Below are 23,632 nucleotides of genomic sequence, written 5' to 3'. Positions count from 1 at the left end.
AATGGACTGGAGTTATTCCAACCCGGTAAGAGTCGAATTCGGAGCCGACAGCTTCGACAAGCTGCCGGCGCTGATCGGCAAGCGCGCTTATGCGCTCGTGACCTATGGCGAGCCGGTCTTCGCCGAGCTCGAGCGGCGGCTGCGGGATGCGGCGGGCGCTTCGGTCCTGACCATTCGCGACGTCGCCCCCAATCCGGACTACCGCCTGCTCACCGAACAGACTGCGCGCTTTGCCGGGCTCGCCAGGCAGCCCGAAGTGATTGTCGCGCTCGGTGGCGGCTCGGTGATCGATTCCGCAAAGGTGTTCGCTGCTGCCGGCGGCGACTTCGCGACCGTCAAGACCTATCTGGAAACGCAGCAGGGCGCCGATCGCTTGTCCGCCATTCCGATCATCGCGGTGCCGACCACCGCAGGCACCGGCAGCGAGGTGACGTGCTGGGGCACGGTGTGGGACGAGGCCAACGGCAGGAAATATTCGCTGGCACGGCCGTCGCTCTATCCGACCCATGCGGTGATCGATCCGCGCCTGATGCTCGGCAAGCCGCAGCTTCTGACCATCAGCACCGGGCTCGATGCGCTGTCGCACGCGCTCGAGAGCATCTGGAACGTCAACAACAACCCGGTGTCGGCCAACCATGCGGTGGCGGCGGCGCGTGGCGTTCTCGACGTGCTGCCGAGGCTCGCCAATGATCTGGGCAATCTCGAGCTGCGCAGCCGGATGGCGCAGGCGGCGCTATTCGCTGGCCTCGCGTTCTCCAACACCAAGACCGCGATCGCGCATTCGCTGTCCTATCCGATCACGCTGCGGCACGGCGTGCAGCACGGCATCGCCTGCTCGTTCTCGCTGCCGATGGTGCTGCGCAGCGTGAAAGGGGCGGGCGGGCTCTGCGAGGACAGCCTCAAGCAGATCTTCGGCGCCGACCTGGCGCGCGCCGCCGACGATCTCGAGGACTTCATGGCGCGGCTCGGCATCTCCTGCAATCCGGCCGCCTACAGGATCGAGCGTAGCGAGTGGCACGCGCTGATCGCGGACTCGCTGCAGGGCGAGCGCGGCCGCAACTTCCTGGGGTCCAAGGAACGGCTGATCGAGGCATCGCAGACGCTGCGGATGCCGAGTGCGGCGAGCGCGTGACGACGGCATAGCGACACGGAGAGATATCATGCAAGACAATCGCAAAACCATCACCGTCAACGGACGCCATTACGACGCGCCGACGCGGCCAACGGTCGTGATCTGCCTCGACGGCTCAGAGCCCGGCTATATTGAGCAGGCGATCGAGGCCGGCGTTGCGCCGACCTTCGCGCGCTTCATGAAGGAGGGCGCGCATGTGCATGCCGCGAGCGTGATCCCGAGCTTCACCAATCCCAACAATCTCTCGATCATCACCGGACGGCCGCCCGCGGTGCACGGCATCGCCGGCAATTATTTCTACGACACGGCAAACGACGCCGAAGTCATGATGAACGATCCGAAATTCCTGCGCGCGCCGACCATCCTGGCCGGCGTACATGACGCCGGCTACAAGGTCGCCGCCGTCACCGCCAAGGACAAGCTGCGTACATTGCTCGCCTATGGGCTCGACTATGCGAGCGGCCGTGCCATCGCCTTCTCATCGGAGAAAGCCGATCAGGCCACCAGGGCCAATAACGGCATCGACAACGTGCTCGACTTCGTCGGCCTGCCGCTACCCGAGGTCTACTCGGCCGATCTGTCGCGCTTCGTGTTCGCGGCCGGCGTCAAGCTGGTCGAGCGGCATCGTCCGGACCTGATGTATCTGTCGACCACCGACTACATCCAGCACAAGGTCGGGCTCGGCACCAAGATCGCCAACGACTTCTACGCGATGATCGACGGCTATCTCGCCCAGCTCGATGCGCTCGGCTGCAACATCGTGGCGACCGCCGACCACGGCATGAACGACAAATTCCTGCCCGACGGCAAACCCGACGTGATCTACCTCCAGGACGTCATGGACGACTGGACGGGGAGGGGTGCGGCGCGCGTGATCCTGCCGATCACCGATCCCTATGTCGCCCATCACGGTTCGCTCGGCTCGTTCGCGACGATCTACACGCCCGAGGGCGCCGACGTCGACACGCTGCTGATGCGGCTGCGCGACATCAAGGGCATCGAGGTGGCGCTGCCGCGCAAGGATGCTTGCGCCCGGTTCGAGCTGCCGCCCGACCGGATCGGCGACATCGTCGTGATCTCGACCAGGCACAAGGTGCTCGGCACCAGCGAATCTCGCCACGATCTGTCCGGGCTGACCGAGCCGCTGCGCTCGCATGGCGGGCTGACCGAGGAGCGGGTGCCGCTGATCGTCAACCGCAAGATCGCGCTGCCGGCCGATCACGCCTTGCGCAACTTCGACGCCTTCGACGTCGCGCTCAACCGCATCCAGTGACATCCGGACCTTGAGGATACCACCATGAACATCCAGAGCCCGGCCGTTCGCCATGAGCAGATGCGGATCGCAGGCAGCCTCGTCGACACCGACGAGCATGTCGAGGTTTTCAATCCCTACACCAACAAGGTGGTGGGCACGGTGCCGGCGGCGCGGCCCGAGCATGTCCGCAGCGCCTTTGCCAGGGCGGCGGCGTTCAAGCCGAATCTGACGCGTTACGAGCGCCAGCGCATCCTGCTGCGCACCGCCGAGATCCTGGCGGGCCGCAAGGAGGAATTCGCGCGGCTGATCACCGCCGAATCCGGGCTGTGCTGGAAGGACTCGCTCTATGAGGCCGGCCGCGCCTACGACGTCTATTCCTTTGCCGGGCAGCTCGCGATCAAGGACGACGGCGAGACGTTCTCCTGTGACATCAGCCCGCAGGGCAAGGCGCGCAAGATCTTCACGACGCGGACGCCGCTGCTCGGCGCGATCTCGGCGATCACGCCGTTCAACCATCCGCTCAACATGGTGAGCCACAAGATCGCGCCGGCGATCGCCACCAACAACCGCGTGGTGCTGAAGCCGACCGAGCTGACGCCGCTGACCGCGCTCGCGCTCGCCGACGTGCTGTACGAGGCCGGGCTGCCGCCGGAGATGCTGTCGGTGGTCACGGGCAATCCGCATTCGATGGGCGATGCGATGATCACCGATCCCGACGCCGATCTCGTGACCTTCACCGGCTCCGTCAGGGTCGGCAAGCACATCGCCGACAGAGCCGGCTACAAGCGCCTGGTGCTCGAGCTCGGCGGCAACGATCCCTTGATCGTGATGGAGGACGCCGACCTCGAGAAGGCGGCCGAGCTCGCGGTCACCGGCGCGACCAGGAATTCCGGCCAGCGCTGCACGGCCGTGAAGCGCATCCTCTGCGTCGAGGCGATCGCCGACGATTTCGCTGATCTGGTGCTGAAGAAGGCGCGCACCCTGAAGTGTGGCGATCCGATGGACCCGACGGTCGATGTCGGCACGGTGATCCATGAGGGCGCGGCGAAAGAATTCGAGCGCCGGGTCAACGCTGCGGTCGCCGACGGCGCCGAGCTCTTGCACGGCAACGACCGCAAGGGCGCGCTGTATCCGCCGACGGTGGTCGACCGGATTCCCTACACCAGCGAGCTGGTGATGCAGGAGACCTTCGGTCCGGTGATCCCGATCGTCCGCGTGCCCAACGACATCGAGAGCGTGATCCGGATTTCGAATGCGACCGCGTTCGGCCTGTCGTCCGGCGTCTGCACCAACCGGCTCGACTACATCACGCGGTTCGTCAACGAGCTCGACGTCGGCACCGTCAACGTCTGGGAAGTGCCGGGCTACCGGATCGAGATGTCGCCGTTCGGCGGGATCAAGGATTCCGGCCTTGGCTACAAGGAAGGCGTGCAGGAGGCGATCAAGAGCTTCACCAACGTCAAGACCTATTCGCTGCCCTGGCCGGTGTAGGGACGCGCGTCGATCCGAAGGAGGGCCGCACGCGCGCAACAAGAACAGCGCGGCGGCCGAGGGTGAACAACAAAACAATCATCAGGGGAGGCCTCAATGTCGATCACGTTCAGTCCGTCGGGCGTCGGCTCGGTCGGAGTCCAGAATCCGGAGCTTGCGACATCGTTCCGCCGCGCGCAGTGGCGGATGCTGTTCGCGGCGATGTTCTGCTATCTGTTCTTCTATACCGGCCGGCAAACCTTCGGCTTCGCCATTCCCGGCATCCAGGCCGAGTTCGGCGTCAGCAAGGAGGCGCTGGGTTGGGCGAGCGCGGCGCTGCTCTGGTGCTATGCTGTCGGGCAGGCCATCAACGGCAATCTCGGCGACAAGTTCGGCGGCCGCCGCGTGATGAGCGCGGGCGCGATCCTCTCCTTCATCATGAACTGGGCCACCAGCCTCTCGACCGGCATCGTCAGCCTCACCGCGTTCTGGGGCATCAACGGCTATTTCCAGTCGATGGGGTGGGCGCCGGGCAGCCGGCTGCTGTCGAACTGGTGGGGTCGTCACGAGCGCGGCACGGTCTATGGGCTCTATACCTTCGCGGCCGGTCTCGCCTCGGTGCTGTCGTTCGTGACGTCGCTGGTGGTGGTCGGCTATTTCCAGCTCGACTGGCGCTGGATCTTCCGCATTCCGGTGGTGCTGCTGCTGCTCGGCGGCATCGCGTTCTATCTGATCGCGCGCGAGAAGCCCGAGGACATGGGCTTTGCTTCGCCGCATGACGAGGCCGATGACGTCACCGCAAGCGAAGCCGCGGTCGACGCCAATGAGGGCTCGCTCGCGCGCTACAGAGCGGTGCTGTCGAACTGGCGCCTGCTCGTCGCCGGCGTCTCGATCGGCTTCCAGAACGCGGCGCGCTACGGCCTTTTGGTGTGGGTGCCCGTTCACTTCCTCGGCAGCAACTGGGCCAAGGTCGGCGCCACCTCGGCGATCGATCCGCGCTGGATTAGCATCGCGCTGCCGGTCGGCATGGCGGTGGGTGCGTTCAGCAATGGCTGGGTCTCGGACAAGGTGTTCGGCTCGCGGCGGTACCTCGCCATCGTGCTCTATATGGTGCTCGCCGCGGTCACCGCGCTGTGCATGTACGCGATCCCGACCACCGAGGTCTATCTCGGGATGACGGTGCTGTTCCTGTGCGGCTTCTTCACCTACGGCCCGCAATCCTCGTTCTGGGCGCTGTGCCCGGATCTGGTCGGCCACAAGCGGGCAGGGACCGCGACCGGGGTGATGAACTCCTTCGCCTATCTGTTCGCGGGTCTCGGCGAGCCGATCATCGGCCACTTCATGGACAAGCATAACCAGACCTCGCTGGTGTTCCTCGTCGTCGCGGTCTGCGCGACCTCCAGCGCCGTGGTGGCAGCCTTCATCCGACGCTAGCTCACTCACATGCGTCCCGGGTGACTGCCCGGGACGCGGCCATCGGGGTATGTGTAGCCCGGATGAGCGAAGCGATATCCGGGGTTGCTGTGGTCCCCCGCATGTCGCTTCGCTCATGCGGGCTACGCCTTTTTGCAGCCAGCGGAACGCAGCCGCGCGCGAACGCTGGAGCCCAAACACCGCGCCAGTTCGCTGAAACCGCCTGGCCGCGCCGGCGAACTGACGCCCAATTCCTCATCACGGGCTGACTAACAACAAAGCACCTGAGGAATAATATTACGTAATATCAATATGATATAAGAAATTGCATGCAGAATACAAAATGTGCTTGTCGCCTCGCGCGGCTTGAAGCAGACTTTGCGCGGGGCAGGAGAGGGCCGATGACCTTCGATGACGAAGGTCGCGCGGGGCAAAAACAATCTGCCGGCAGAGGAGCGAGCAATGAGCGATCAGGTGTCCACCATCGCAATGGCAGATACGGCGAAGCCTTCCGGCGTGCGCTGGAAGATCTTCCTGCTGATGCTGTTCCTGATCTCGATCAACTATATCGATCGCGCCTCGCTATCGGTCGCGATGCCTGTGATCGCCAAGGAGTTCGACATCGATCCGGCGATGCAGGGCCTGATCCTGAGCTCGTTCTTCTGGACCTACGCGCTGATGCAGGTACCGGGCGGCATGCTCGCCGATCGGTTCAAGCCGCGGATCGTGATCGCCCTTGCAACGCTGTTCTGGGGCTTCTTCCAGGCGCTGGCGGCGCTGTCCACCAGCTGGATGCTGCTGCTGCTTACCCGGCTCGGGCTCGGCGCGTCGGAAGCGCCGATCTATCCGGCCGGCGGCAAGCTCAACGCGATCTGGATGACGCAGACCGAACGCGGCCGCGGCGCCACCTTGCTCGACGGCGGCGCGCCGCTTGGTGCCGCGCTCGGCTCGATCGTGATCGCCTGGCTGATGGCGGCCTTCAGCTCCTGGCGCGTCGCCTTCGTCGTCGCGGGCATCGGAACCATGCTGTGCGGGCTGTGGGCCTGGTACTACATCCGCAACGCGCCACGCGAGCATCCGTCAGTCAATGAAGCGGAGGCGCGCTATCTCGAGGAGGCGCATGCGATCGAGGACGCAGCGACGCCGCCGTCGTCGGGCGCGAGCGGGATGGCCTATTTCCGCTTCCGCTCGGTCTGGTGCATGTGTCTGGGCTGGATGTTCTTCAACACCACCTTCTACGGCCTGCTGACCTGGATGCCGACCTACCTGTTCAAGGTGCACGGCTTCGACATCAAGGCGCTCGGTGGCGCATCCTTCATCATCTTCTTTGCGGGCTTCGTCGGCGAGCTGGTCGGCGGCTGGATCGGCGACGGCTGGCGCGCGCGGGGCGGGGCGCCCAACACGGTGTTCCGCACCCTGTTCGGGATCGCGGCGATCATGGCGACGGTGTCGATCTTCCTCGTCGCCTACGTCACCAACGCGGTCGTGGTCGTGGTGCTGCTGTCGACGACGCTGTTCTTCCTGCGCTGGTGCGGCATGTACTGGGCGATCCCGTCGGCGCTGGCGGGCCGCGGCAAGTCCGGCTTCCTCGGCGGCTGCATGAATCTCGGCGGCAACATCGCCGGCATCACCACGCCCCTGATCGTCGGCTTCATCGTGCAGGCCACCGGCTCCTACTTCCTGGCCCTGATGTATTTTGCCGCCGCGGGCATTGCGCTGTTGATCTGCTCGACCCTGATCGATTACAGCCGCAAGCTCCCGGTCTGAAACGAGGACGGCCGAATCCTGCCAAGGGTTCGGCCGGTTGATGAGGCAAGCGAATGACACGTCCTATCAGGCTCGGCATGCTGACGCCGTCGTCGAATACCGCACTCGAGCCGATCACCTGCGCGATGCTATCAGGCGTCGACGACGTTTCGGCGCATTTCTCGCGCTTCAAGGTGACGGAGATCGCGCTGTCGGAGCAGGCGCTGCGCCAGTTCGACGCCAGCGAGATTCTTCGCGCGGCAGAATTGCTCGCCCATGCCAAGGTCGACGTCATCGCCTGGAACGGCACCTCGGCAAGCTGGCTCGGCTTCGATCGCGACGAGAGCCTGTGCGAGCAGATCACGGCGGCAACCGGGATCAAGGCCTGCACCACGGTGCTGGCCTATCGCGACCTGCTGCGGCGGATCGGCGCCAAACGCATCGGTCTGGTGACGCCGTATCGCAGGGATGTGCAGGACAGGATCATCGCCAACTGGAATTCGGCGGGGCTGCATTGTTTTGCCGAGCGGCATCTGTCGCTGCAGGACAATTTCTCTTTTGCCGAGGTCAGCGAGGCTAAGGTCGCGGACCTGATCGAGGAAGTGGTGCACGAAGGCTGCGATGTCGCCGTCGTGCTCTGCACCAACATGCGCGGCGCCGGCGCCGCCGAACGGATGGAGCGCGGTTTTGGCGTGCCGGTGCTGGATTCGATCGCGGTGACGCTATGGGCGTGTCTCACAGCTGTGGGCTGCGATCCGTCGCGCGTGCGCGGCTGGGGCAGCCTGTTCACCAACCCCGATCTGCGCGCAGCGACCGCAATCTCCGATCATGACGATAAAGGCGTGCGGTGACTGAAGCCAAGATTGAAGCCAAGCCGACCAGACGGAGCAAGGAGCCGAAGCGCGCGATCACGGCGCAGCAACGGCGCCGCCTGCGCGTGCCGCGGGTCGGACTGCACGAGCAGGCGGCTGCGCGGCTGCGCACCATGATCGTGCGCGGCGAGCTGGCGCCGGGACAGTCGCTGGGGGAGGCGGACCTGTCCGACGCGCTCGGCATTTCGCGGACCCCGCTGCGCGAGGCGCTGAAGCAATTGGCGAACGAAGGCCTGGTTGAACTCAGGCTGAACCACAGTGCCGTGGTGGCACCGTTCCGCCGCGCCGAGCTGACCGAGTTGTTCGAGGCCGTCAGCGGCATCGAGCGCTGCGCCGCTGAACTCGCCGCGCTGCGCATGGAGAACGCCGACTTCGAACGGCTCGATGCGCTGCAGGACAAGATCGAGTGGCATCACGGCCGCGGCGAGCTGCGCGACTATTTTCAAGTGAACCAGCAGATCCATTCGGCGATCGTCGGCTTCGCGCGCAACGCGGTGCTGAAGGCGACGCATGAGGCGTTGCTGGCGCGGGCCGAGCGGGCGCGCTTCTTCGCGCTCTCGGTGCTCGGGCGCTGGGATGAATCAGTGCGCGAGCACCAGGATATCCTGGCCGCGCTCAGGCGCCGCGATGCGGCGCGGGCCGGGCAGATGCTGGCTCACCATGTGCGCCGCACCGGCGAGATCGTCGCCGAGACGCTGGATGGCAAGGCACTGAACAACGAGGCGGATGACGCCGCGGTGCCGGATACTCCCACAAAGCCGCGCGGCCGCAAGACGAGGAACGTTGCGCCATGAAGATCCTGCTGCTCAATCCCAACACGACGGCGGCAGTGACCGATCTGCTCCATGCCGCCGGCAGCAAGGTGGCTTCAGCCGGCACCGAGCTTGTGCCCACGACCGCTGCGCGCGGCGTGCCTTATATCGCGACCCGCGCCGAGGCGCAGATCGGCGGTGCGATCGCGCTGGAAATGCTGGCCGAGGCCGGCCCGGGCATCGATGCCGCCATCATCGCCGCGTTCGGCGATCCCGGACTGTTCGGCGCGCGCGAGCTGTTCGCGTTTCCGGTGGTGGGATTGGCCGAGGCCGCGATGCTCACCGCCTGCATGCTCGGGCGGCGGTTTTCCATCGTGACCTTCGCCGGCGCGCTGGCGCCCTGGTATGAGGAATGTGTCGCCATGCACGGGCTGAGTTCACGCTGCGCCGGCATCCGCACGCTCGACGGTAGCTTCCAGTCTATCTCCGACGTGCAGGCGGAGAAGGAAGAGCTGCTGGTCGCGCTCGCCAACCGGGCGGTCGAACAGGACGGCGCCGACGTCGTCATTCTGTCGGGCGCGCCGCTCGCGGGCCTTGCCGCAAAGGTCCGCGACCGAATTCCGGTGCCCGTGGTCGATCCGGTCGCGGCCGCCGTGCGCCAGGCGGAGACGCTTGCCGTGCTCAAGCCGCGCAAGGCGGTCGCCGGCACCTTCCGCCGGCCCGATCCGAAACCGACGATCGGGCTGGCCGAGCCGCTTGCTGCCATCATCGAACATCGCTCACCAAAAGAGGGGACAGACTGATGTCCTTCGACACCATCATCCGCGGCGGCACCGTCGTCACCGCTGCCGACACCTTTGCCTGCGATGTCGGAATCCGTGACGGCAAGATCACGGCGCTCGGCCGCGATCTCGGCGATGCGGCCACGATCATCGACGCCACCGACCGGCTGGTGCTGCCCGGCGGCATCGACAGCCATGTCCATTTCGCCCAGCCATCGGGCGACGGCATCGTGATGGCCGACGGCTTTGCCAGCGGCACCCGCTCGGCGGCGTTCGGCGGCAACACCACCGTGCTGCCGTTCTGCCTGCAGGAGAAGGGCCAGACGCTGCGCGAGGCGCTCAAGCATTACCATTCGCTGGCCGAAGGCGAATGTCATGTCGACGTCGCCTTCCATCTGATCGTCACCGATCCGACCGAGCACGTGCTGGGCCAGGAGCTGCCGGCGCTGGTCGAGGACGGCTATACCTCGCTCAAGGTCTTCATGACCTATGAGGGGCTGGCGCTGTCGGATCGCGAGCTGCTCGAGACCATGTCGGTCGCGCGCGAGACCGGCGCGATGCTGATGGTGCATGCGGAAAACTTCGACGCCATCCGCTTCCTGACCGACCGACTCGAACGCACCGGCAACACCGCGCCGCGCTTCCACGCGACCTCGCGGCCGATCCCGGTCGAGCGCGAGGCGACGCACCGCGCGATCTCGCTGTCCGAGCTGGTCGACGTGCCGATCATGATCGTGCATGTCTCGAACCGCGAGGCGATGGACGAGATCCGGCGCGCGCAGCAGCGGGGCTTGCGGGTGATGGGCGAAACCTGTCCGCAATACCTTGTCCTGACCGAGAAGGATCTCGATCAGCTCAATATGGAAGGCGCAAAGTACGTCTGCTCGCCGCCGCCGCGCGATGTCGCCAGCCAGCAGGCGTGCTGGGAAGGCTTGCAGCAGAAAGTGTTCTCGGTGTTCTCGTCGGACCATTGTCCGTTCCGCTACGACGACCCGAAAGGAAAGCTCGCGCCCAAGGGGCGCACCAGCTTCCGCTGGGTGCCGAACGGCATCCCCGGGGTGGCGACGCGGCTGCCGATCCTGTTCTCCGAAGGCGTCGTGAAGGGCCGTATCGACCTCAACAGCTTCGTCGCCTTCAGCGCCACCAATCACGCCAAGATCTACGGCCTCTATCCGCGCAAGGGCACGATCGCGGTTGGCTCGGATGCCGACATCGCGCTGTGGGACCCCAAGCGCAAGGTGACGATCCGCCACGAATTGATCCATGACGGCTCGGATTATACGCCCTATGAAGGGCTCGAGGTCACCGGCTGGCCGGTGCTGACGATGGTCCGCGGCAAGGTGGTCGTCGACGACGGGACCCTTGTCGGTAGCAAGGACTACGGCACATATTTGCCGCGTGCCAAACCACCCGCAGGAGCGACCATCCCGTAACCTGCAAAGCAAGAAGGCAGGAGACCACCATGCCCTACGCGACAACAGATGACGGCGTGCGGCTCTATTTCGAGGAGACCGGATCCGGCCATCCGGTGATCCTGGTCCATGAATTCGCCGGCGACCTGCGCAGCTACGAGCCGCAGATGCGGCATTTCGGCAAGCGCTTCCGCACCATCGCCTATAATGCGCGCGGCTTTCCGCCGTCTGACGTGCCCGAGCAGGTCTCGTCCTACTCACAGGCGCGCGCCGCCGACGATATTCTTGCCGTGCTCGATCACATCGGCGCGCCGAAGGCGCATATCATCGGCCTCTCGATGGGCGGCTTCGCGACCTTGCACTTCGGACTGCGTCACCCGACGCGGGCGCTGTCGCTGTGCATCGGCGGCTGCGGCTATGGCGCCGAGCTCGACAAGCGCGAGACATTTCGCGCCGAGGCCGACGTGATCGCGGCCATGATCCGCAAGGACGGCATGCCGGCGTTCGCCGAGCGCTACGCCTATGGCCCGACGCGCGTGCAGTATGAGAACAAGGACCCGCGCGGCCACGCCGAGTTCAAGACCATGCTGGCCGAGCATTCGGCGGTGGGATCCGCCAACACCCAGCAGGGCGTCCAGAAGGAGCGTCCCTCGCTCTACACGCTGGTCGACGAGATGAAGCGCATCACGGTGCCGACGCTGATCATCACCGGGGACGAGGATTGGCCGTGCCTGCTGCCGGGCGTCCTGATGAAGCAGAGCATCCCGTCCGCCGCGCTCGCCGTGATGCCGAACTGCGGCCATGCCATCAACATCGAGGAGCCCGATGAATACAACCGGATCGTCGGCGAATTCCTGTCGCAAGTCGAAAGCGGCCGCTGGCCGCAGCGCGATCCCAGAGCGGTGAGCGCCTCGATCACCGGGATGAAGAATTAGACGGCATCCTCGACTGCCGCCACGCGGCTACCAGGGAATCGTCCCGAGCGTTGCGTGTGTGAATGTGCCTGTGGGGCTCTCCGGGCCGAGCAGGGCAACGCGCACCGCCTCACGGGCGCCGTCCTCGACCGTCTCCGTGCCTGCATAGCCGTTGAGATTTGTCCTGGTGAAGCCGGGGGAAACGGCGTTGACCTTGATCCCGATTTCTTCCAGCTCGATCGCCATCGCGAGCGTGATTGCGTTGAGCGCGGTCTTGGACGCCGGGTAGACCGGGCCGAAGATCGGACGATGCGGATTGGCCGGGTCCGCGTTGCGCGTCAGCGAGCCGGCGCCGCTCGACACGTTGACGATGCGCCCGCCCGGAGCCTTGCGCAGCAGCGGCAGCATCGCCTGATAGACGGCAAGGACGCCGAACACGTTGGTCTCCCAGACCGCGCGCATTTCATCGAGTAATACATTGCTCGGACGGGTGGTCGCTGCGTAATCCTCGACGGACTGGTCCGGCCGCTTTCGCGTATTCGAGATCGCGGCGTTCTGGATCAGGATGTCGAGGCGGCCAAATTCCTTGCCGACGCGCTCGGCGGCGGCGGCGATCGAGGCCTGATCGGAGACATCAAGCTGGAGCGGGTGGGCGTCCGCGCCGATCTCGCAGGCTGCGGCAACGCCGCGCGCGAAGTTGCGTGACCCGACCAGCACAGTGAGCCCGTGTGAAACGAGATCCTTTGCGATCTGGAGTCCGATTCCCTGATTGGCCCCGGTGACCAGGGCGATGCGCTTGTCTTGCATGTTGACCTCTTCTCCTAGCTTCGGCTCGACTCGGCCCAAATCACGGCGTCGGCGCCGGCAGGGATTCGCATCGGACTCGACGGATCGGTCACCGCGCGCCACACCGCTTCGGCAACGTCATGTGCGGTGGTGACCGGCCCCGGTTCGCCGAACCTTGCGAAGACGCTCTGCACGAGCTCGGCATAGGCCGCGTGGTCGAGGCCCTGCGCGTGGGCACGCGCAGTATCGCCGAAGCGGGTCTCCGGCGAACGTCCCGGCAGCACCAGGCACGCGCGCACGCCGAACTGCGCGAGCTCCAGTGCCATCGACTCGGTGAATGCGTTCACCGCCGCCTTGGTCGCGGTGTAGGATGCGATCAAAGGGATCGATCTCAACGTCACGCTCGAGGTGACGTTGACGACAACGCCGGCCCTGCGTTGCCTGAACCGCGGCAGCACTGCCTGCGTGAGGGCCATCGTGCCGAACGTGTTGGTCTCGAACAGCTCGCGGATCGTCGCCATCGGCGTGGCTTCGAATGGCGACGCTGCGCCGAAGCCTGCATTGTTGACGAGGGCATCGATCGATCCCGCGGCCTCGACGGTGCGATGGATGCTGTCGGGATCGGTGACGTCGAGCGCGAGCACGCGCAGATGCGCCGAACGCGGCAGCACATCCTCGCGCGGCGTCCGCATCGTCGCGATGACCTTCCAGTCGCGGTCGAGAAAATATTTCGCGGTTTCAAGTCCGAAGCCGGACGAGCATCCGGTGATCAAGATGGTGTTCATGGGGGCTCTTGGAAGTGATTTGACTGACACAGACGATAGGTGTCAGTGGCCGGACTCTCTATGTTTGAAAGTCCAAGAGTCATTTGCAGGAGTCCGGACATGATCGACCCGCTTGCGGAGGTCGTCACGCTGCTGCAGCCAAGCGCCCGGTTCTCGAAGGCCGTGGTCGGCGCCGGGGCGTGGCATGCCCGCCGCTCCGATGCCGGACAGCCGTTTTATTGCGTGGTCCTCGAGGGCGGGTGCCGGCTTGAGGTCGACGATCACGTAGCGATCGAACTGGGGGCGGGCGACTTCATTCTGGTCCCCGCGGCGTATGACGTCGCGATGTCGAGCCTCGCGCGGTTTCCTGGGACGGCCGCCGAAACACGTCCCGTCGCGCTCGCCACCGGAGAGTTCAGGATCGGAGACCAGGACGGTCCAACCGATCTGCGGATGCTGATCGGCCATTGCAGCTTCGGCTCGGCGGACGCGAGCCTGCTGGTGTCGCTGCTTCCCCAACTGGTGCATGTGCGCGGCGAACCGCGGCTCGCCACCCTGATGCAGTTCGTCCGAGACGAATTCCGCGAACGGCGCCCGGCGCGCGATGTGATCCTGGCCCGTCTGCTCGAGGTTCTCCTGATCGAGGCGTTGCGCTCGACGGCGGGCACCGCGGCGTCGCCGGGTCTCGTGCGCGGGCTCGCCGACGAGCGTCTCGCTGTTGCGATCCGCCGGATGCATGAGAGCCCGACGCGGGCGTGGACGGTCGCGCAACTGGCGAAGGAGGCGGCGCTGTCGCGTTCGGCATTCTTCGACCGGTTCAGCCGCGCTGTCGGCGTTGCACCGATGGAGTATCTACTGGCCTGGCGCATGGCGATGGCCAAGAACATGCTCCGGCAGAATGAAAGCGGCATCGCCGAAATCGCCGAACGCGTGGGCTACGGTTCAGCAAGCGCGTTCAGCGTCGCGTTCACCCGCCACGTCGGATTGTCGCCGACGCAATATGCGCGGGAGCAGGCGCAATAGCGCCGCGCATGACTCAAGGGCCGCATTCGTCACGCCGGTAGGTCCGGGCGTCCCGCGCCACCCGACAGAGCCTTCTCCGATCCAGGACTCCACCATGAACCGATCAGCTGACATGCGCCTTGCGCAGGGGTCGGCGCTTGCGCTTTTTCATAAGCAAGCTTATTAATTTGATACGCAAGCTTATCATAAGCTAGCTTAGGAGTTTGGCCGTGGAAGTCGAATCCCCCACTCTTGGCTTTCTGCTGCACGAGGTCGCGCGGCTGCTCAGGAAGAGATTCGAGCAGATTTCCCGCGATTCCGGGCTGACCAGATCGCAATGGCAGGCGCTGGCCTACCTCGCTCAGAACGAAGGCATCAATCAAAGCGGATTGGCGGAACTGCTCGACGTGGAGCCAATAACGCTTTCGCGCATCCTGGACAGGCTGGAGTCCTGCGAACTGATCGAGCGACATCTGCATCCGTCGGATCGGCGGGTCCGGATCCTCCGGCTTGCGCAGGCAGGCCGGGCAAAGCTGGTGCAGGCGCGCAAGCTCGGCGAAATAGCCCGCCGCGAGGCGTTGAGCGGTCTATCCGAGGCGGAAGGTTTGCGCCTGATGGAGATGCTGCAGGTCTTGAAATCCAATCTCACCAGCGCGTGCGACTTGCCGGTGGAACAGCAGAAGCGAGCAGGTCATGGCTAACACCGGCGAAGCAAATCCCAAACGGCACGGAGCTGACGCCGAAACGGCTGCGTCTGAAAGCGGCTCGCAAGGCGTCGAGGACAAGGTCTATCATTTGACGCGCCATCCACCTGAGGCAAGGGACGCTCCAGATCCGGACGTAACCGTCAGGCCAGCCGCGAAAGAGCGGCCGCAGCTTCGCGAGCCGTCCAGCGAACCGCAGCAGCCTGCGTCGGCAACTCCGGGAGCACCGAGAAAAAGCCGAAAGCGGATTCTGATGTTTACGCTGTTGCCGGTGACGCTGATCATCGGCGGCTATCTCTATGTGACGGGTGGCGCCGTCATGTCGACCGACAACGCCTACGTCCAGGCCGACATGGTCGGACTATCGACCGATGTTTCCGGCATCGTTATGGAGGTCCTAGTTCACGACAACCAGGGGGTCGCAAAGGGCGACGTGCTGTTCGAGCTCAACGACCTGCCATTCCGCCTGGCGCTGGATCGCGCTGAAGCCCAGATCGGAAACACCCGGAATGATCTTGCCGCGCTGCAGGCCAGCTATCGCAATATGCTGAGCCAGGTCGCGCAGGCCAGGACCGACGTCGATTTCAACAATGTCAACTTCAGGCGCCAGCAGCAATTGGTCGCCAACAACTTCACCCCGCAGGCGACTTTCGATGCATCCCGCAACACGCTTCAGGGCTCACAGCAAAAGCTCGCCTCGTTGGAGCAGCAGCTTGCCGGGATTGCCGCAAATCTGAACGGCAATCCCGACGCGCCGATCGAGGATCATCCGCGCTACAAGGACGCTCTGGCCGCGCGCAATGAAGCCGCGCGTCAGCTCGCCCACACCGTCGTGAAGGCGCCATTCGCCGGAATTGTAACCAACGTGCCGTCGTTGCAGCCCGGCCAATATCTCGCCGCCGCGGCAACCGCCTTCAACATCGTGTCGACCGATCATGTCTGGGTCGAAGCCAGTCCGAAGGAGACGGAGCTGACCTACGTCAAGCCCGGCCAGAGGGCCACGATCGATGTTGACACCTATCCCGGCCAGCATTGGGTCGGCGCGGTCGACAGCATCAGCCCCGCGTCGGCATCGAGCTTCTCGCTGCTGCCGGCCGAGAATACCAGCGGCAACTGGGTCAAGGTGGTGCAGCGTATTCCAATGCGTATCCGGGTCAACAATGCACCGGGCCGGCCTCCGCTCCGGGTTGGCATGAGCGTCGAGCTGAACGTCGACACGGGGCACGCGCGCGGACTACCCGGCTTCATCACGGAGCTGTTCGGATCATCGGAAGGTTCAAATGGCTGAGTCTGCCGCCGCCGAGGGCCGGCCGATCAACCGGCCCGCCATCACGGCGTGCGTGATCCTCGCGGTGGTCATGCAGGCGTTGGATACTACGATCGCCAACGTTGCGCTCCCCTACATGCAGGGAAGCGTTTCGGCCAGCGCGGACCAGATCAACTGGGTGCTGACGTCTTATATCGTGGCCGCAGCCATCATGACGCCGCCGTCCGGGTTTCTCGTCAACAAGTTTGGCCGCCGGCAGGTCCTGATGATGGCGGTCGCCGGCTTCGTGGCAGCTTCAGTGCTGTGCGGCATCGCGCACTCGCTGGTCCAGATCGTGGCGTTCCGGCTGCTGCAAGGCTTTTTCGGCGCGGCGCTGGTGCCGGTGTCGCAATCGATCCTGCTCGACATCTACACCCCCGAGGAACGCGGATCGGCCATGGCGCTGTTCGGCGTGTCCGTGATGGTCGGGCCGGTGCTCGGCCCGGTGATCGGCGGCTGGCTAACGGATCATTACAGCTGGCGCTGGGTTTTTTATATCAACGTGCCGCTTGGCGCCCTCGCGTTTGCCGGCATCTCCTTCTTTCTGCGGGAAACCAAAGCCGGCGCGGCGGCGAGGCTGGATTGGGTCGGATTTGGCAGCCTGAGCATCGCCATCGCCGCCATGCAGGTCTTCCTGGATCGCGGCGCGCAGCTTGACTGGCTTTCCTCCTTCGAGATCCTGGTCGAGGCCGTCGTCGCGGTGTCGGCGTTCTACATCTTCCTTGTGCATAGCTTCACGGCAAAGGCCTCCTTTGTGAATCCAAAGCTGTTCCTCGATCGCAACTTCGCGGTGGGAATGCTGTTCATCTTCATCGTCGGCATAACCTATCTGGCTTCGCTGGCATTGATGACACCCTATCTGCAGACGCTGATGGGGTATCCCGTCGTCACGGCCGGGCTCGTCATGGGCCCGCGCGGTTTGGGGACCATGGTTTGCATGTTCGCGGCTGGCAAGCTGATGGGGCGGATCGATACCAGGGTGCTGCTCGTGATCGGCCTGCTGCTGACGGCGTGGGCCATGTACGACATGACCGGCTGGAATCCGAACGTCTCGCAATGGACGATCGCGGTGACCGGGTTCGTCCAGGGGGCGGGACTTGGATTTCTCTTCGTCCCGCTGACCACCGTGACCTTCGCCACGCTTGCGCCCGAGCAGCGTGCCGATGCAACCGGCCTGTACAACCTCTCACGTAACGTCGGCTCGAGCGTCGGCATATCCGTCACAACATACCTCCTGACCAGGAATGGCCAGGTCAACCATGCCATCATCGGAAGCCATGTCACGGCGGTTAATCCGGGATTCAGGAACAGCATCATCGCGCATGCGTGGAATCCATGGACTGCCTCGGGACGGGCCGCCCTCGATCAGGTCATCCAGAATCAAGCTTCCATCATCAGCTACATCGACGATTTCAAGCTGATGATGGTTCTCTCGTTGTGCGCCATCCCCCTCGTGTTGTTGCTGCGGCGTGCTGCGACGGAGACAAGTAGCGACCATGCGATGGTCATGGAATGAAGCCGCATCTCGGCGCTCCGCGAATGCGGCAGCTGCAATAAAGGAAGGAAACGCAAATGAACAAATGTCTGCTGGCGCTCGCCTTGCTTGCGAGCTTATCCACCGTGGCCTTTGCCCAGCACGCTGGCACCGACCAGGACGAGAAAGCTTGCATCCACGATGTCAAGCGGCTCTGCCACAAGTGGATGGATCAAGGCGATTTTACCATTTTGGCGTGCCTGAAGGAAAATCGTGCTCGGCTACAACCGGCTTGTCGGGACGTGCTGATCAGGCACGGGCAATAGCTGCGCCGGCTCTTGGTATCGAGAGCAGTGCCGCTCACGGCGGTGTCCCCGATCGGGCAGATCCAGGCCGTCGGTCGGGGAAATCCTCCACCACCCCACGCCGGCGTGAGTTGGCAATTGTGTGGCCGCACCTGTGCATCGTCGAGCGAGCGCTGCGGCTCGGCTACCGTCACGTCAACATTGCCAACAATCGCACGCGTCACTTCCCGTTTCGATTGACTGTCAGGTACGCGATCAGCATCGGCGCCGCATGGGCAGAAACAGCCGATTGCTTTTCAGTGCGTGACGAGGGCCAGGCGCCGTGATCATGCAGTTTGAATCCGAAGGCGCCGCAACCGCCGCGTGAAATCGAACGCATGACGATCACGTCGCGATGATGCGTCAATCGCAAAACCGACACAGAGCTGTTACGCGCGTTGGCTAATGTGTCGCATGTCGACGTCATAAATCCTTAAAAAATGGGGCAAGAAGTGAAGGCGAAATTCCTTTCAACGGTCGGAGTCTGTCTGGTCGCTGCTGCTGCAGTTGTGTGCAGCGCCGCCGCTCACGACGATGATAGAGATCACGATCATCGTCATCCGCGCGACATCCACACCGCAACGCCGATCAAGCATCTCGTCGTGATCTTCAACGAGAACCGCTCGTTCGATCACTATTTCGCAACCTACCCGAATGCGGCCAACCCGACCGGCTCGATTCCGTTCACGGCCAAGCCGCATACGCCGAAGGTCAACAACCTCGCCAACGCCAATCTGTTGACCAACAACCCGAACACCAATCCGGCCAACGGCACCGGCGCGACCAATCCGTTCCGGCTCGATCGCACCCAGGCCAACACGCGCTCGCAGAATCACGCCTACACGCCCGAGCAGCAGGCGGTCGACAACGGCAAGGAAGACCTGTTTCCGAAATTCACCGGTCGCGGCACCGCCGGCGGCGTCGGCGCCTTCGGCACCAACGGGCAGGTGATGGGCTATTTCGACGGCAACACCGTCACCGCGTTCTGGAATTACGCGCAGAACTTCGCGATGAGCGACAACAACTGGACCGACACCTTCGGTCCGTCGACGCCCGGCGCGCTCGAGGTAATTTCCGGCCAGACCAACGGTGCACAGAACATCGTCGGTACGTCATCGTCGATCGCCGACGGCCAGGGCGGCCTGACGCTGATCGGTGATACCGATCCTGCCTACGATTCCTGCTCGAGCACGACCAGCCAGGTCCTGATGACCAGCAAGAACATCGGCGACCTGCTCAACGCCGAGCACATCAGCTGGGGCAGCTTCATGGGCGGCTTCGACCTGACGTTCAAGAACAGCAACGGCACCACCAACTGCGCCCGCAGCACCTTCTCGAGCAACGTCAACGGCTCCATCGTGGACTACATCCCGCACCACGCCTGGTTCCAGTATTACAAGTCGACCGCCAACCCGACCCATGCGCGGCCGAGCTCGGTGAACGCCGTGGGCCACACCTACGTTCCCGGCAGCAAGACGCTCGATCCGGCCAATCATGCCTACGATCTCGAGGACTTCTACGCTTCGGTGAAGGCCGGCAACCTCCCGGCGGTCTCCTACATCAAGATGCCGGCCTATCAGGACGGTCATCCCGGCAACTCCGATCCGCTCGATGAGCAGGCCGGCAATGTCGAGCTGATCAACTTCCTGCAGAAGCAGCCCGAGTGGCGCGACACCGCGGTCATCATCACCTATGACGACTCCGACGGCTGGTACGACCACCAGTACACGGCGCCAATCAGCGCCTCGTATGATCCGACCGCCGACCAGGTCAACGGTCCCGGCCAGTGCGGCCGCGGCATCGGCAAGCAGACGCAGCCGAATGGCCTGAACGGTCAGCCGGTGAACGGCCGCTGCGGTCCCGGCACGCGGACCCCGTTCATTGTGATCTCGCCTTACGCCAAGAAGAACTTCGTCAGCCACACCCGCATCTCGCAGGCGTCGGTCGTGCGCTTCATCGAAGACAACTGGCTGCACGGCCAGCGTCTCGGCGGCGGCTCGTTCGACGACAGCGTCGAATCGATCACGGACATGTTCGACTTCGATCATGGACACGATCACGATCACGACGGCGACGATCGGCAGAACAAGCTGTTCCTCGATCCGACGGCCGGTACGGTCATCGTCAGCCCGTCCGACGATCATCACCATCACTAACGCTCTGGGATCACTGGACGTCATATGAACGGCCGCATGTTGTGGCTTCTCGGCGCCGGCCTGCTCTGCATGGCCGGCGCCGTTGCGGCAGCCGAGACCCAAGGGCTTCCGGGGACGAATCCGAACCCGGTGCAGCTCAGGCGTCCGCCCGTCGCGCCGCTGTCCGGCATGGCGCAGCTCGGCCAGAAGATCTTCTTCGACGCGTCGCTGTCGTCGTCAGGCGCATTGTCGTGCGCCTCCTGTCACAGTCCGGACCACGCCTACGGTCCGCCCAACGATGCGGCGGTCATGTTCGGCGGGCCCGCGCAATCGCGGCAGGGAACGCGCGCCGTTCCCGGCCTGACTTATCTGGAACGCCAGCCGAATTTCAGCATCGGACCCGAGAAGGACGAGGACGACAATCTTGTCGACTTTGCGCAACTGGCCGCGGCAGGCCAGCAGGCCGCGCGTGCGAAAAAGGTCGCGACCGGGACCGCGGCGTCGGCGGTCAACATCGTGCCGCAGGGCGGACTGTTCTGGGATGGCCGCGCCGATACGCTGCAGGACCAGGCGATCTTCCCGCTGCTCGATCCCAATGAGATGGACGGCGGCAGCATCGAGGTGGTGGCGCAGAAGCTGCGCCAGGCGAGCTACGCCCCGCGCTTTGCCGAACTGTTCGGCGCTCAGGTCTTCGACAACACGCGGCTGCTGGTCGCCGAGGCGATGTTCGCGGTCGCACGCTATCAGGTGGAAGAACCGAGCTTCCATCCCTACACCAGCAAGTTCGATTACTGGCTGGAAGGCAAGGCGCGGCTGAGCGAGAGCGAGTTGCGCGGCCTGCAATTGTTCAACGATCCGGACAAGGCCAATTGCGCCGGCTGCCATACGTCGTCGCCGACCCGCGACGGCCTGCCGCCGCTGTTCACCGACCATCAGTATGAGGCGCTCGGCGCGCCGCGCAACGCCGCGCTCGCCAGCAACCGCGATCCCAACTATTTCGATCTCGGGGTCTGCGGCCCGTATCGCACCGACATTGCCGAGCAGACGCAATATTGCGGGATGTTTCTGACGCCGACCTTGCGCAACACCGCAACCCGCCGCGTGTTCTTCCACAACGGCGTCTTCACGAGCCTCGAGCAGGTGCTCGATTTCTATAACTTCCGCGATACCAATCCGGAGAAGGTCTACCCGCGTGCGGCCGACGGTACAGTGCGGAAATACGACGATCTGCCGGAAAAGCATCACGGCAATGTCGACGTCGCCGATCCGCCGTTCGAGCGCCATCTCGGCGACACACCTGCGATGACCGCGCTGGACGAAGCCGACATCATCGCCTTCCTGAAGACGCTGACCGACGGTTACCAGCCGGAGCGGTGAGCAGTCGCAACCGGCCGTCGCGGAACCCGTACGTGAGTTGGCAGGTCCTCGTCATGCGCGCATAATGGGCGCATGAATGTCGTCGAAGGCAACGGCGCCAAAATTCCCGCGATCGGGCTCGGCACCTGGGAGCTGCGCGGGCGGACCTGCGCCCGTATCGTCGAGCAGGCGCTGCGGCTCGGCTACCGGCACATCGACACCGCCCAGATCTATGACAATGAGCGCGAGGTCGGCGAGGGGCTGCGCGCCTCCGGCATCAAGCGCGATGATGTGTTCCTGACCACCAAGGTCTGGACCACGCATTTCATGGCGAAGGATCTCGAACGTTCGGCCAAAGAGAGCCTGGCGCGGCTGCGTATGGCCGAGGTCGATCTGTTGCTGCTGCACTGGCCGCATCCGCACGTGCCGCTTGCCGAGACGCTCGGCGCGCTGGCGCGGGTCAAGCAGGCGGGACTGGCGCGGCATATCGGGGTCTCGAACTTCAACGTGGCGCTGATCGAGGAGGCGGTGGCGGCGTGCCCCGAGCCGCTCGCCTGCGATCAGGTCGAGTACCATCCTTATCTGAACCAGGCCGATGTGATCGAAGCCTGCGCGCGCCATGGCATGGCGTTCGTCGCCTACAGCCCGATCGCGAAGGGACGCGTGAAGGGCGACCGCGCGCTGGCGCGGATCGGTGACCGCTATCGCAAGACGGCCGCCCAGGTCTGCTTGCGCTGGCTGGTGCAGCAGAATGTCTCCGCGATCCCGCGCACCTCGAAGCTCGAGCGGCTCCAGGAAAATCTGGACATCTTCGACTTCGAGTTGTCGGATGAGGACATGCGCGAGATTTCGGCAATCGGGAGCGCGGCGGCGCGCTGACGGCCCATCTGACTGCGCATCTGAACGCCCATGGCGCGTTGGGTCCTTGCCTGTGAATCGCCGCGCGGAAAATGGCTGGGCAGCGGTCCGGATCATGCTATTGCGCGCTGGCGGACTTGCGGTTTTGCACCGAATGGGGATTGAGGCAGGCGGGTTCCACCCGGTATTGTGACCGGCGGGGAGACGACACTGATGTGATCGAGTGGGATGAAGTTTCGGCCAAACGCGGATCTGATGGCATCGGTGTTCGTGCACCTGATGCTGCTCGCGCTGATTTTCCTGTATTCGGAGGTGCATCAGTTCGATCCGGTCGCCGCTGACACGGTGCCGGTCGAGATCGTGACGCCGCAGGAGGTCGCCAGGAGCGAGATCAAGAGCGAGATCAAGCCCGATCCGGTGCCGAGCCCGTCGCCGACGCCCGAACTGCAGTTGCCGTCGCTCGACAAGCCGGTCGACACCGCCAAGTCCGAACCACCGGCGCAAGCGCCGGCACCACAGCCGCAACAGGCCCAGCAGCAACCGCCGCAGAAGCAGGCGACGCCGCCGGAGCCCAAGCCCAGCCCGGCTCCGCAGCATGCCGCGGCCGAGCCGCCGGCACTGCAGACGCCGGCACCCCAGACGCCGCCGATGCCCCAGCCAATGGCGCAGCAGGCAGCGACGCCGTCGCCACCCGCCTATGTGCAGCCCGAGCCGGACCTGTCCGTCAAATACAATGTCATGCTCGGTTTGCCGCCCGACATCCCCATCAAGCCGCCGGCCGAAGCGCCGCACGGCCCCGGTCCCGGCAAGGACAATTTCGACGCCGCGGCCACCGAGCAGGCCGACGTCGGCTCCAGCGTGGTCGCCGAGTTCCGCCGTCATCTGAAGAGCTGCATGAAGCTCCCGGCGACGCTGAGCACCGGCGATGACGTCAGGATCAAGCTCAGGGTGTTCATGAAGCCCGACGGCAAGCTCGGCGCGGCGCCGTTGCTGATCGAAGCCACCGCATCGGAAAAGGGGCCGCTGCTGCTCAAGAGCGCGACCGAGGCGCTGCAGGCCTGCCAGCCCTATGCGATGCTGCCGCGGGATCGCTACGGCGAATGGAAGGTGCTTGATCTCGACTTCACACCGCGCGATTTCGCGTCGTGAGCGGAG

General features: G+C 64.6%; 22 protein-coding genes. 19 read left to right on the top strand and 3 right to left on the bottom strand.

The window, feature by feature from the left end:
* The first annotated feature begins 1 nt into the window (after position 1).
* From psrA to ACVIGB_RS10940, 10 genes are all read left to right on the top strand, one after another.
* Positions 2-1,132 (top strand): iron-containing alcohol dehydrogenase PsrA, encoded by a 1,131-nt coding sequence (psrA, locus tag ACVIGB_RS10985; protein ID WP_456722666.1) that lies wholly within the window; start codon positions 2-4, stop codon positions 1,130-1,132.
* Between the two features lie 25 nt (positions 1,133-1,157).
* On the top strand, positions 1,158-2,405 hold the full coding sequence (gene phnA, locus ACVIGB_RS10980; RefSeq protein ID WP_456725200.1) for a phosphonoacetate hydrolase: 1,248 nt from the start codon (positions 1,158-1,160) through the stop codon (positions 2,403-2,405).
* A 24-nt stretch (positions 2,406-2,429) separates the two neighbouring features.
* Positions 2,430-3,878, top strand: coding sequence for a phosphonoacetaldehyde dehydrogenase (gene phnY / locus ACVIGB_RS10975; protein WP_456722667.1), 1,449 nt, complete (start codon positions 2,430-2,432; stop codon positions 3,876-3,878).
* Between the two features lie 96 nt (positions 3,879-3,974).
* Positions 3,975-5,291, top strand: a complete 1,317-nt coding sequence (locus ACVIGB_RS10970; RefSeq protein WP_456749139.1) for an MFS transporter — start codon at positions 3,975-3,977, stop codon at positions 5,289-5,291.
* Between the two features lie 441 nt (positions 5,292-5,732).
* Entirely contained in the window at positions 5,733-7,037 is a 1,305-nt protein-coding gene (locus tag ACVIGB_RS10965; RefSeq protein WP_342728600.1) for an MFS transporter, read from the top strand.
* A gap of 53 nt (positions 7,038-7,090) precedes the next feature.
* A complete protein-coding gene (locus ACVIGB_RS10960; protein ID WP_456722669.1) occupies positions 7,091-7,867 on the top strand; it encodes a maleate cis-trans isomerase family protein in 777 nt (258 codons plus the stop codon).
* A complete protein-coding gene (locus ACVIGB_RS10955; protein ID WP_456722670.1) occupies positions 7,864-8,682 on the top strand; it encodes a GntR family transcriptional regulator in 819 nt (272 codons plus the stop codon). The genes ACVIGB_RS10960 and ACVIGB_RS10955 overlap by 4 nt, the downstream gene beginning before the upstream one ends.
* Positions 8,679-9,443: an aspartate/glutamate racemase family protein gene (locus ACVIGB_RS10950; protein ID WP_456722671.1), complete on the top strand. Its 765-nt coding sequence runs from the start codon at positions 8,679-8,681 to the stop codon at positions 9,441-9,443. The genes ACVIGB_RS10955 and ACVIGB_RS10950 overlap by 4 nt, the downstream gene beginning before the upstream one ends.
* Positions 9,443-10,855: a dihydropyrimidinase gene (gene hydA / locus ACVIGB_RS10945; RefSeq protein ID WP_456722672.1), complete on the top strand. Its 1,413-nt coding sequence runs from the start codon at positions 9,443-9,445 to the stop codon at positions 10,853-10,855. Before ACVIGB_RS10950 ends, hydA begins: the two co-directional genes overlap by 1 nt.
* A gap of 29 nt (positions 10,856-10,884) precedes the next feature.
* The gene (locus tag ACVIGB_RS10940) at positions 10,885-11,769 is read left to right on the top strand and encodes an alpha/beta fold hydrolase (RefSeq protein ID WP_456749138.1); all 885 of its coding nucleotides are present in this window, start codon (positions 10,885-10,887) and stop codon (positions 11,767-11,769) included.
* Positions 11,770-11,796: 27 nt separating this feature from the next.
* On the opposite strand, the gene ACVIGB_RS10935 is transcribed toward ACVIGB_RS10940, so the two are convergent.
* Both ACVIGB_RS10935 and ACVIGB_RS10930 read right to left on the bottom strand, forming a co-directional pair.
* Positions 11,797-12,555, bottom strand: coding sequence for an SDR family NAD(P)-dependent oxidoreductase (locus tag ACVIGB_RS10935; RefSeq protein ID WP_456722674.1), 759 nt, complete (start codon positions 12,553-12,555; stop codon positions 11,797-11,799).
* Positions 12,556-12,569: 14 nt separating this feature from the next.
* On the bottom strand, positions 12,570-13,319 hold the full coding sequence (locus tag ACVIGB_RS10930; RefSeq protein ID WP_456722675.1) for an SDR family oxidoreductase: 750 nt from the start codon (positions 13,317-13,319) through the stop codon (positions 12,570-12,572).
* Positions 13,320-13,418: 99 nt separating this feature from the next.
* Between ACVIGB_RS10930 and ACVIGB_RS10925 the strand changes: the two genes are divergently transcribed.
* The 5 genes from ACVIGB_RS10925 to ACVIGB_RS10905 all read left to right on the top strand — a co-directional run bounded on the left by ACVIGB_RS10925 (position 13,419) and on the right by ACVIGB_RS10905 (position 18,110).
* Positions 13,419-14,321, top strand: coding sequence for an AraC family transcriptional regulator (locus ACVIGB_RS10925; protein ID WP_456722676.1), 903 nt, complete (start codon positions 13,419-13,421; stop codon positions 14,319-14,321).
* Positions 14,322-14,530: 209 nt separating this feature from the next.
* Positions 14,531-15,001, top strand: coding sequence for a MarR family winged helix-turn-helix transcriptional regulator (locus tag ACVIGB_RS10920; protein ID WP_456722677.1), 471 nt, complete (start codon positions 14,531-14,533; stop codon positions 14,999-15,001).
* A 256-nt stretch (positions 15,002-15,257) separates the two neighbouring features.
* A complete protein-coding gene (locus ACVIGB_RS10915; RefSeq protein ID WP_456722678.1) occupies positions 15,258-16,292 on the top strand; it encodes an HlyD family secretion protein in 1,035 nt (344 codons plus the stop codon).
* Positions 16,285-17,826: a DHA2 family efflux MFS transporter permease subunit gene (locus ACVIGB_RS10910; protein WP_456722679.1), complete on the top strand. Its 1,542-nt coding sequence runs from the start codon at positions 16,285-16,287 to the stop codon at positions 17,824-17,826. The genes ACVIGB_RS10915 and ACVIGB_RS10910 overlap by 8 nt, the downstream gene beginning before the upstream one ends.
* A gap of 56 nt (positions 17,827-17,882) precedes the next feature.
* The gene (locus ACVIGB_RS10905; protein ID WP_092114856.1) at positions 17,883-18,110 is read left to right on the top strand and encodes a hypothetical protein; all 228 of its coding nucleotides are present in this window, start codon (positions 17,883-17,885) and stop codon (positions 18,108-18,110) included.
* Between the two features lie 199 nt (positions 18,111-18,309).
* Here ACVIGB_RS10905 and ACVIGB_RS10900 read toward each other — a convergent pair whose 3' ends face one another.
* The gene (locus tag ACVIGB_RS10900) at positions 18,310-18,495 is read right to left on the bottom strand and encodes a hypothetical protein (RefSeq protein WP_092114855.1); all 186 of its coding nucleotides are present in this window, start codon (positions 18,493-18,495) and stop codon (positions 18,310-18,312) included.
* An 85-nt stretch (positions 18,496-18,580) separates the two neighbouring features.
* Between ACVIGB_RS10900 and ACVIGB_RS10895 the strand changes: the two genes are divergently transcribed.
* The 4 genes from ACVIGB_RS10895 to ACVIGB_RS10880 all read left to right on the top strand — a co-directional run bounded on the left by ACVIGB_RS10895 (position 18,581) and on the right by ACVIGB_RS10880 (position 23,626).
* Positions 18,581-20,284, top strand: a complete 1,704-nt coding sequence (locus ACVIGB_RS10895) for a phospholipase C (RefSeq protein ID WP_456722680.1) — start codon at positions 18,581-18,583, stop codon at positions 20,282-20,284.
* 24 nt (positions 20,285-20,308) lie between these two features.
* The gene (locus tag ACVIGB_RS10890; RefSeq protein ID WP_456722681.1) at positions 20,309-21,640 is read left to right on the top strand and encodes a cytochrome-c peroxidase; all 1,332 of its coding nucleotides are present in this window, start codon (positions 20,309-20,311) and stop codon (positions 21,638-21,640) included.
* A 72-nt stretch (positions 21,641-21,712) separates the two neighbouring features.
* A complete protein-coding gene (locus tag ACVIGB_RS10885; protein ID WP_456722682.1) occupies positions 21,713-22,498 on the top strand; it encodes an aldo/keto reductase in 786 nt (261 codons plus the stop codon).
* Between the two features lie 207 nt (positions 22,499-22,705).
* Complete coding sequence (locus ACVIGB_RS10880; RefSeq protein ID WP_456722683.1) at positions 22,706-23,626, top strand: hypothetical protein; 921 nt, start codon at positions 22,706-22,708, stop codon at positions 23,624-23,626.
* Positions 23,627-23,632 lie beyond the last annotated feature (6 nt).

The organism is Bradyrhizobium sp. USDA 4341, from assembly GCF_054063755.1.
The sequence above is the reverse complement of the archived record's forward strand: the minus strand, read 5'-3'. Positions and strand labels throughout refer to the sequence as shown.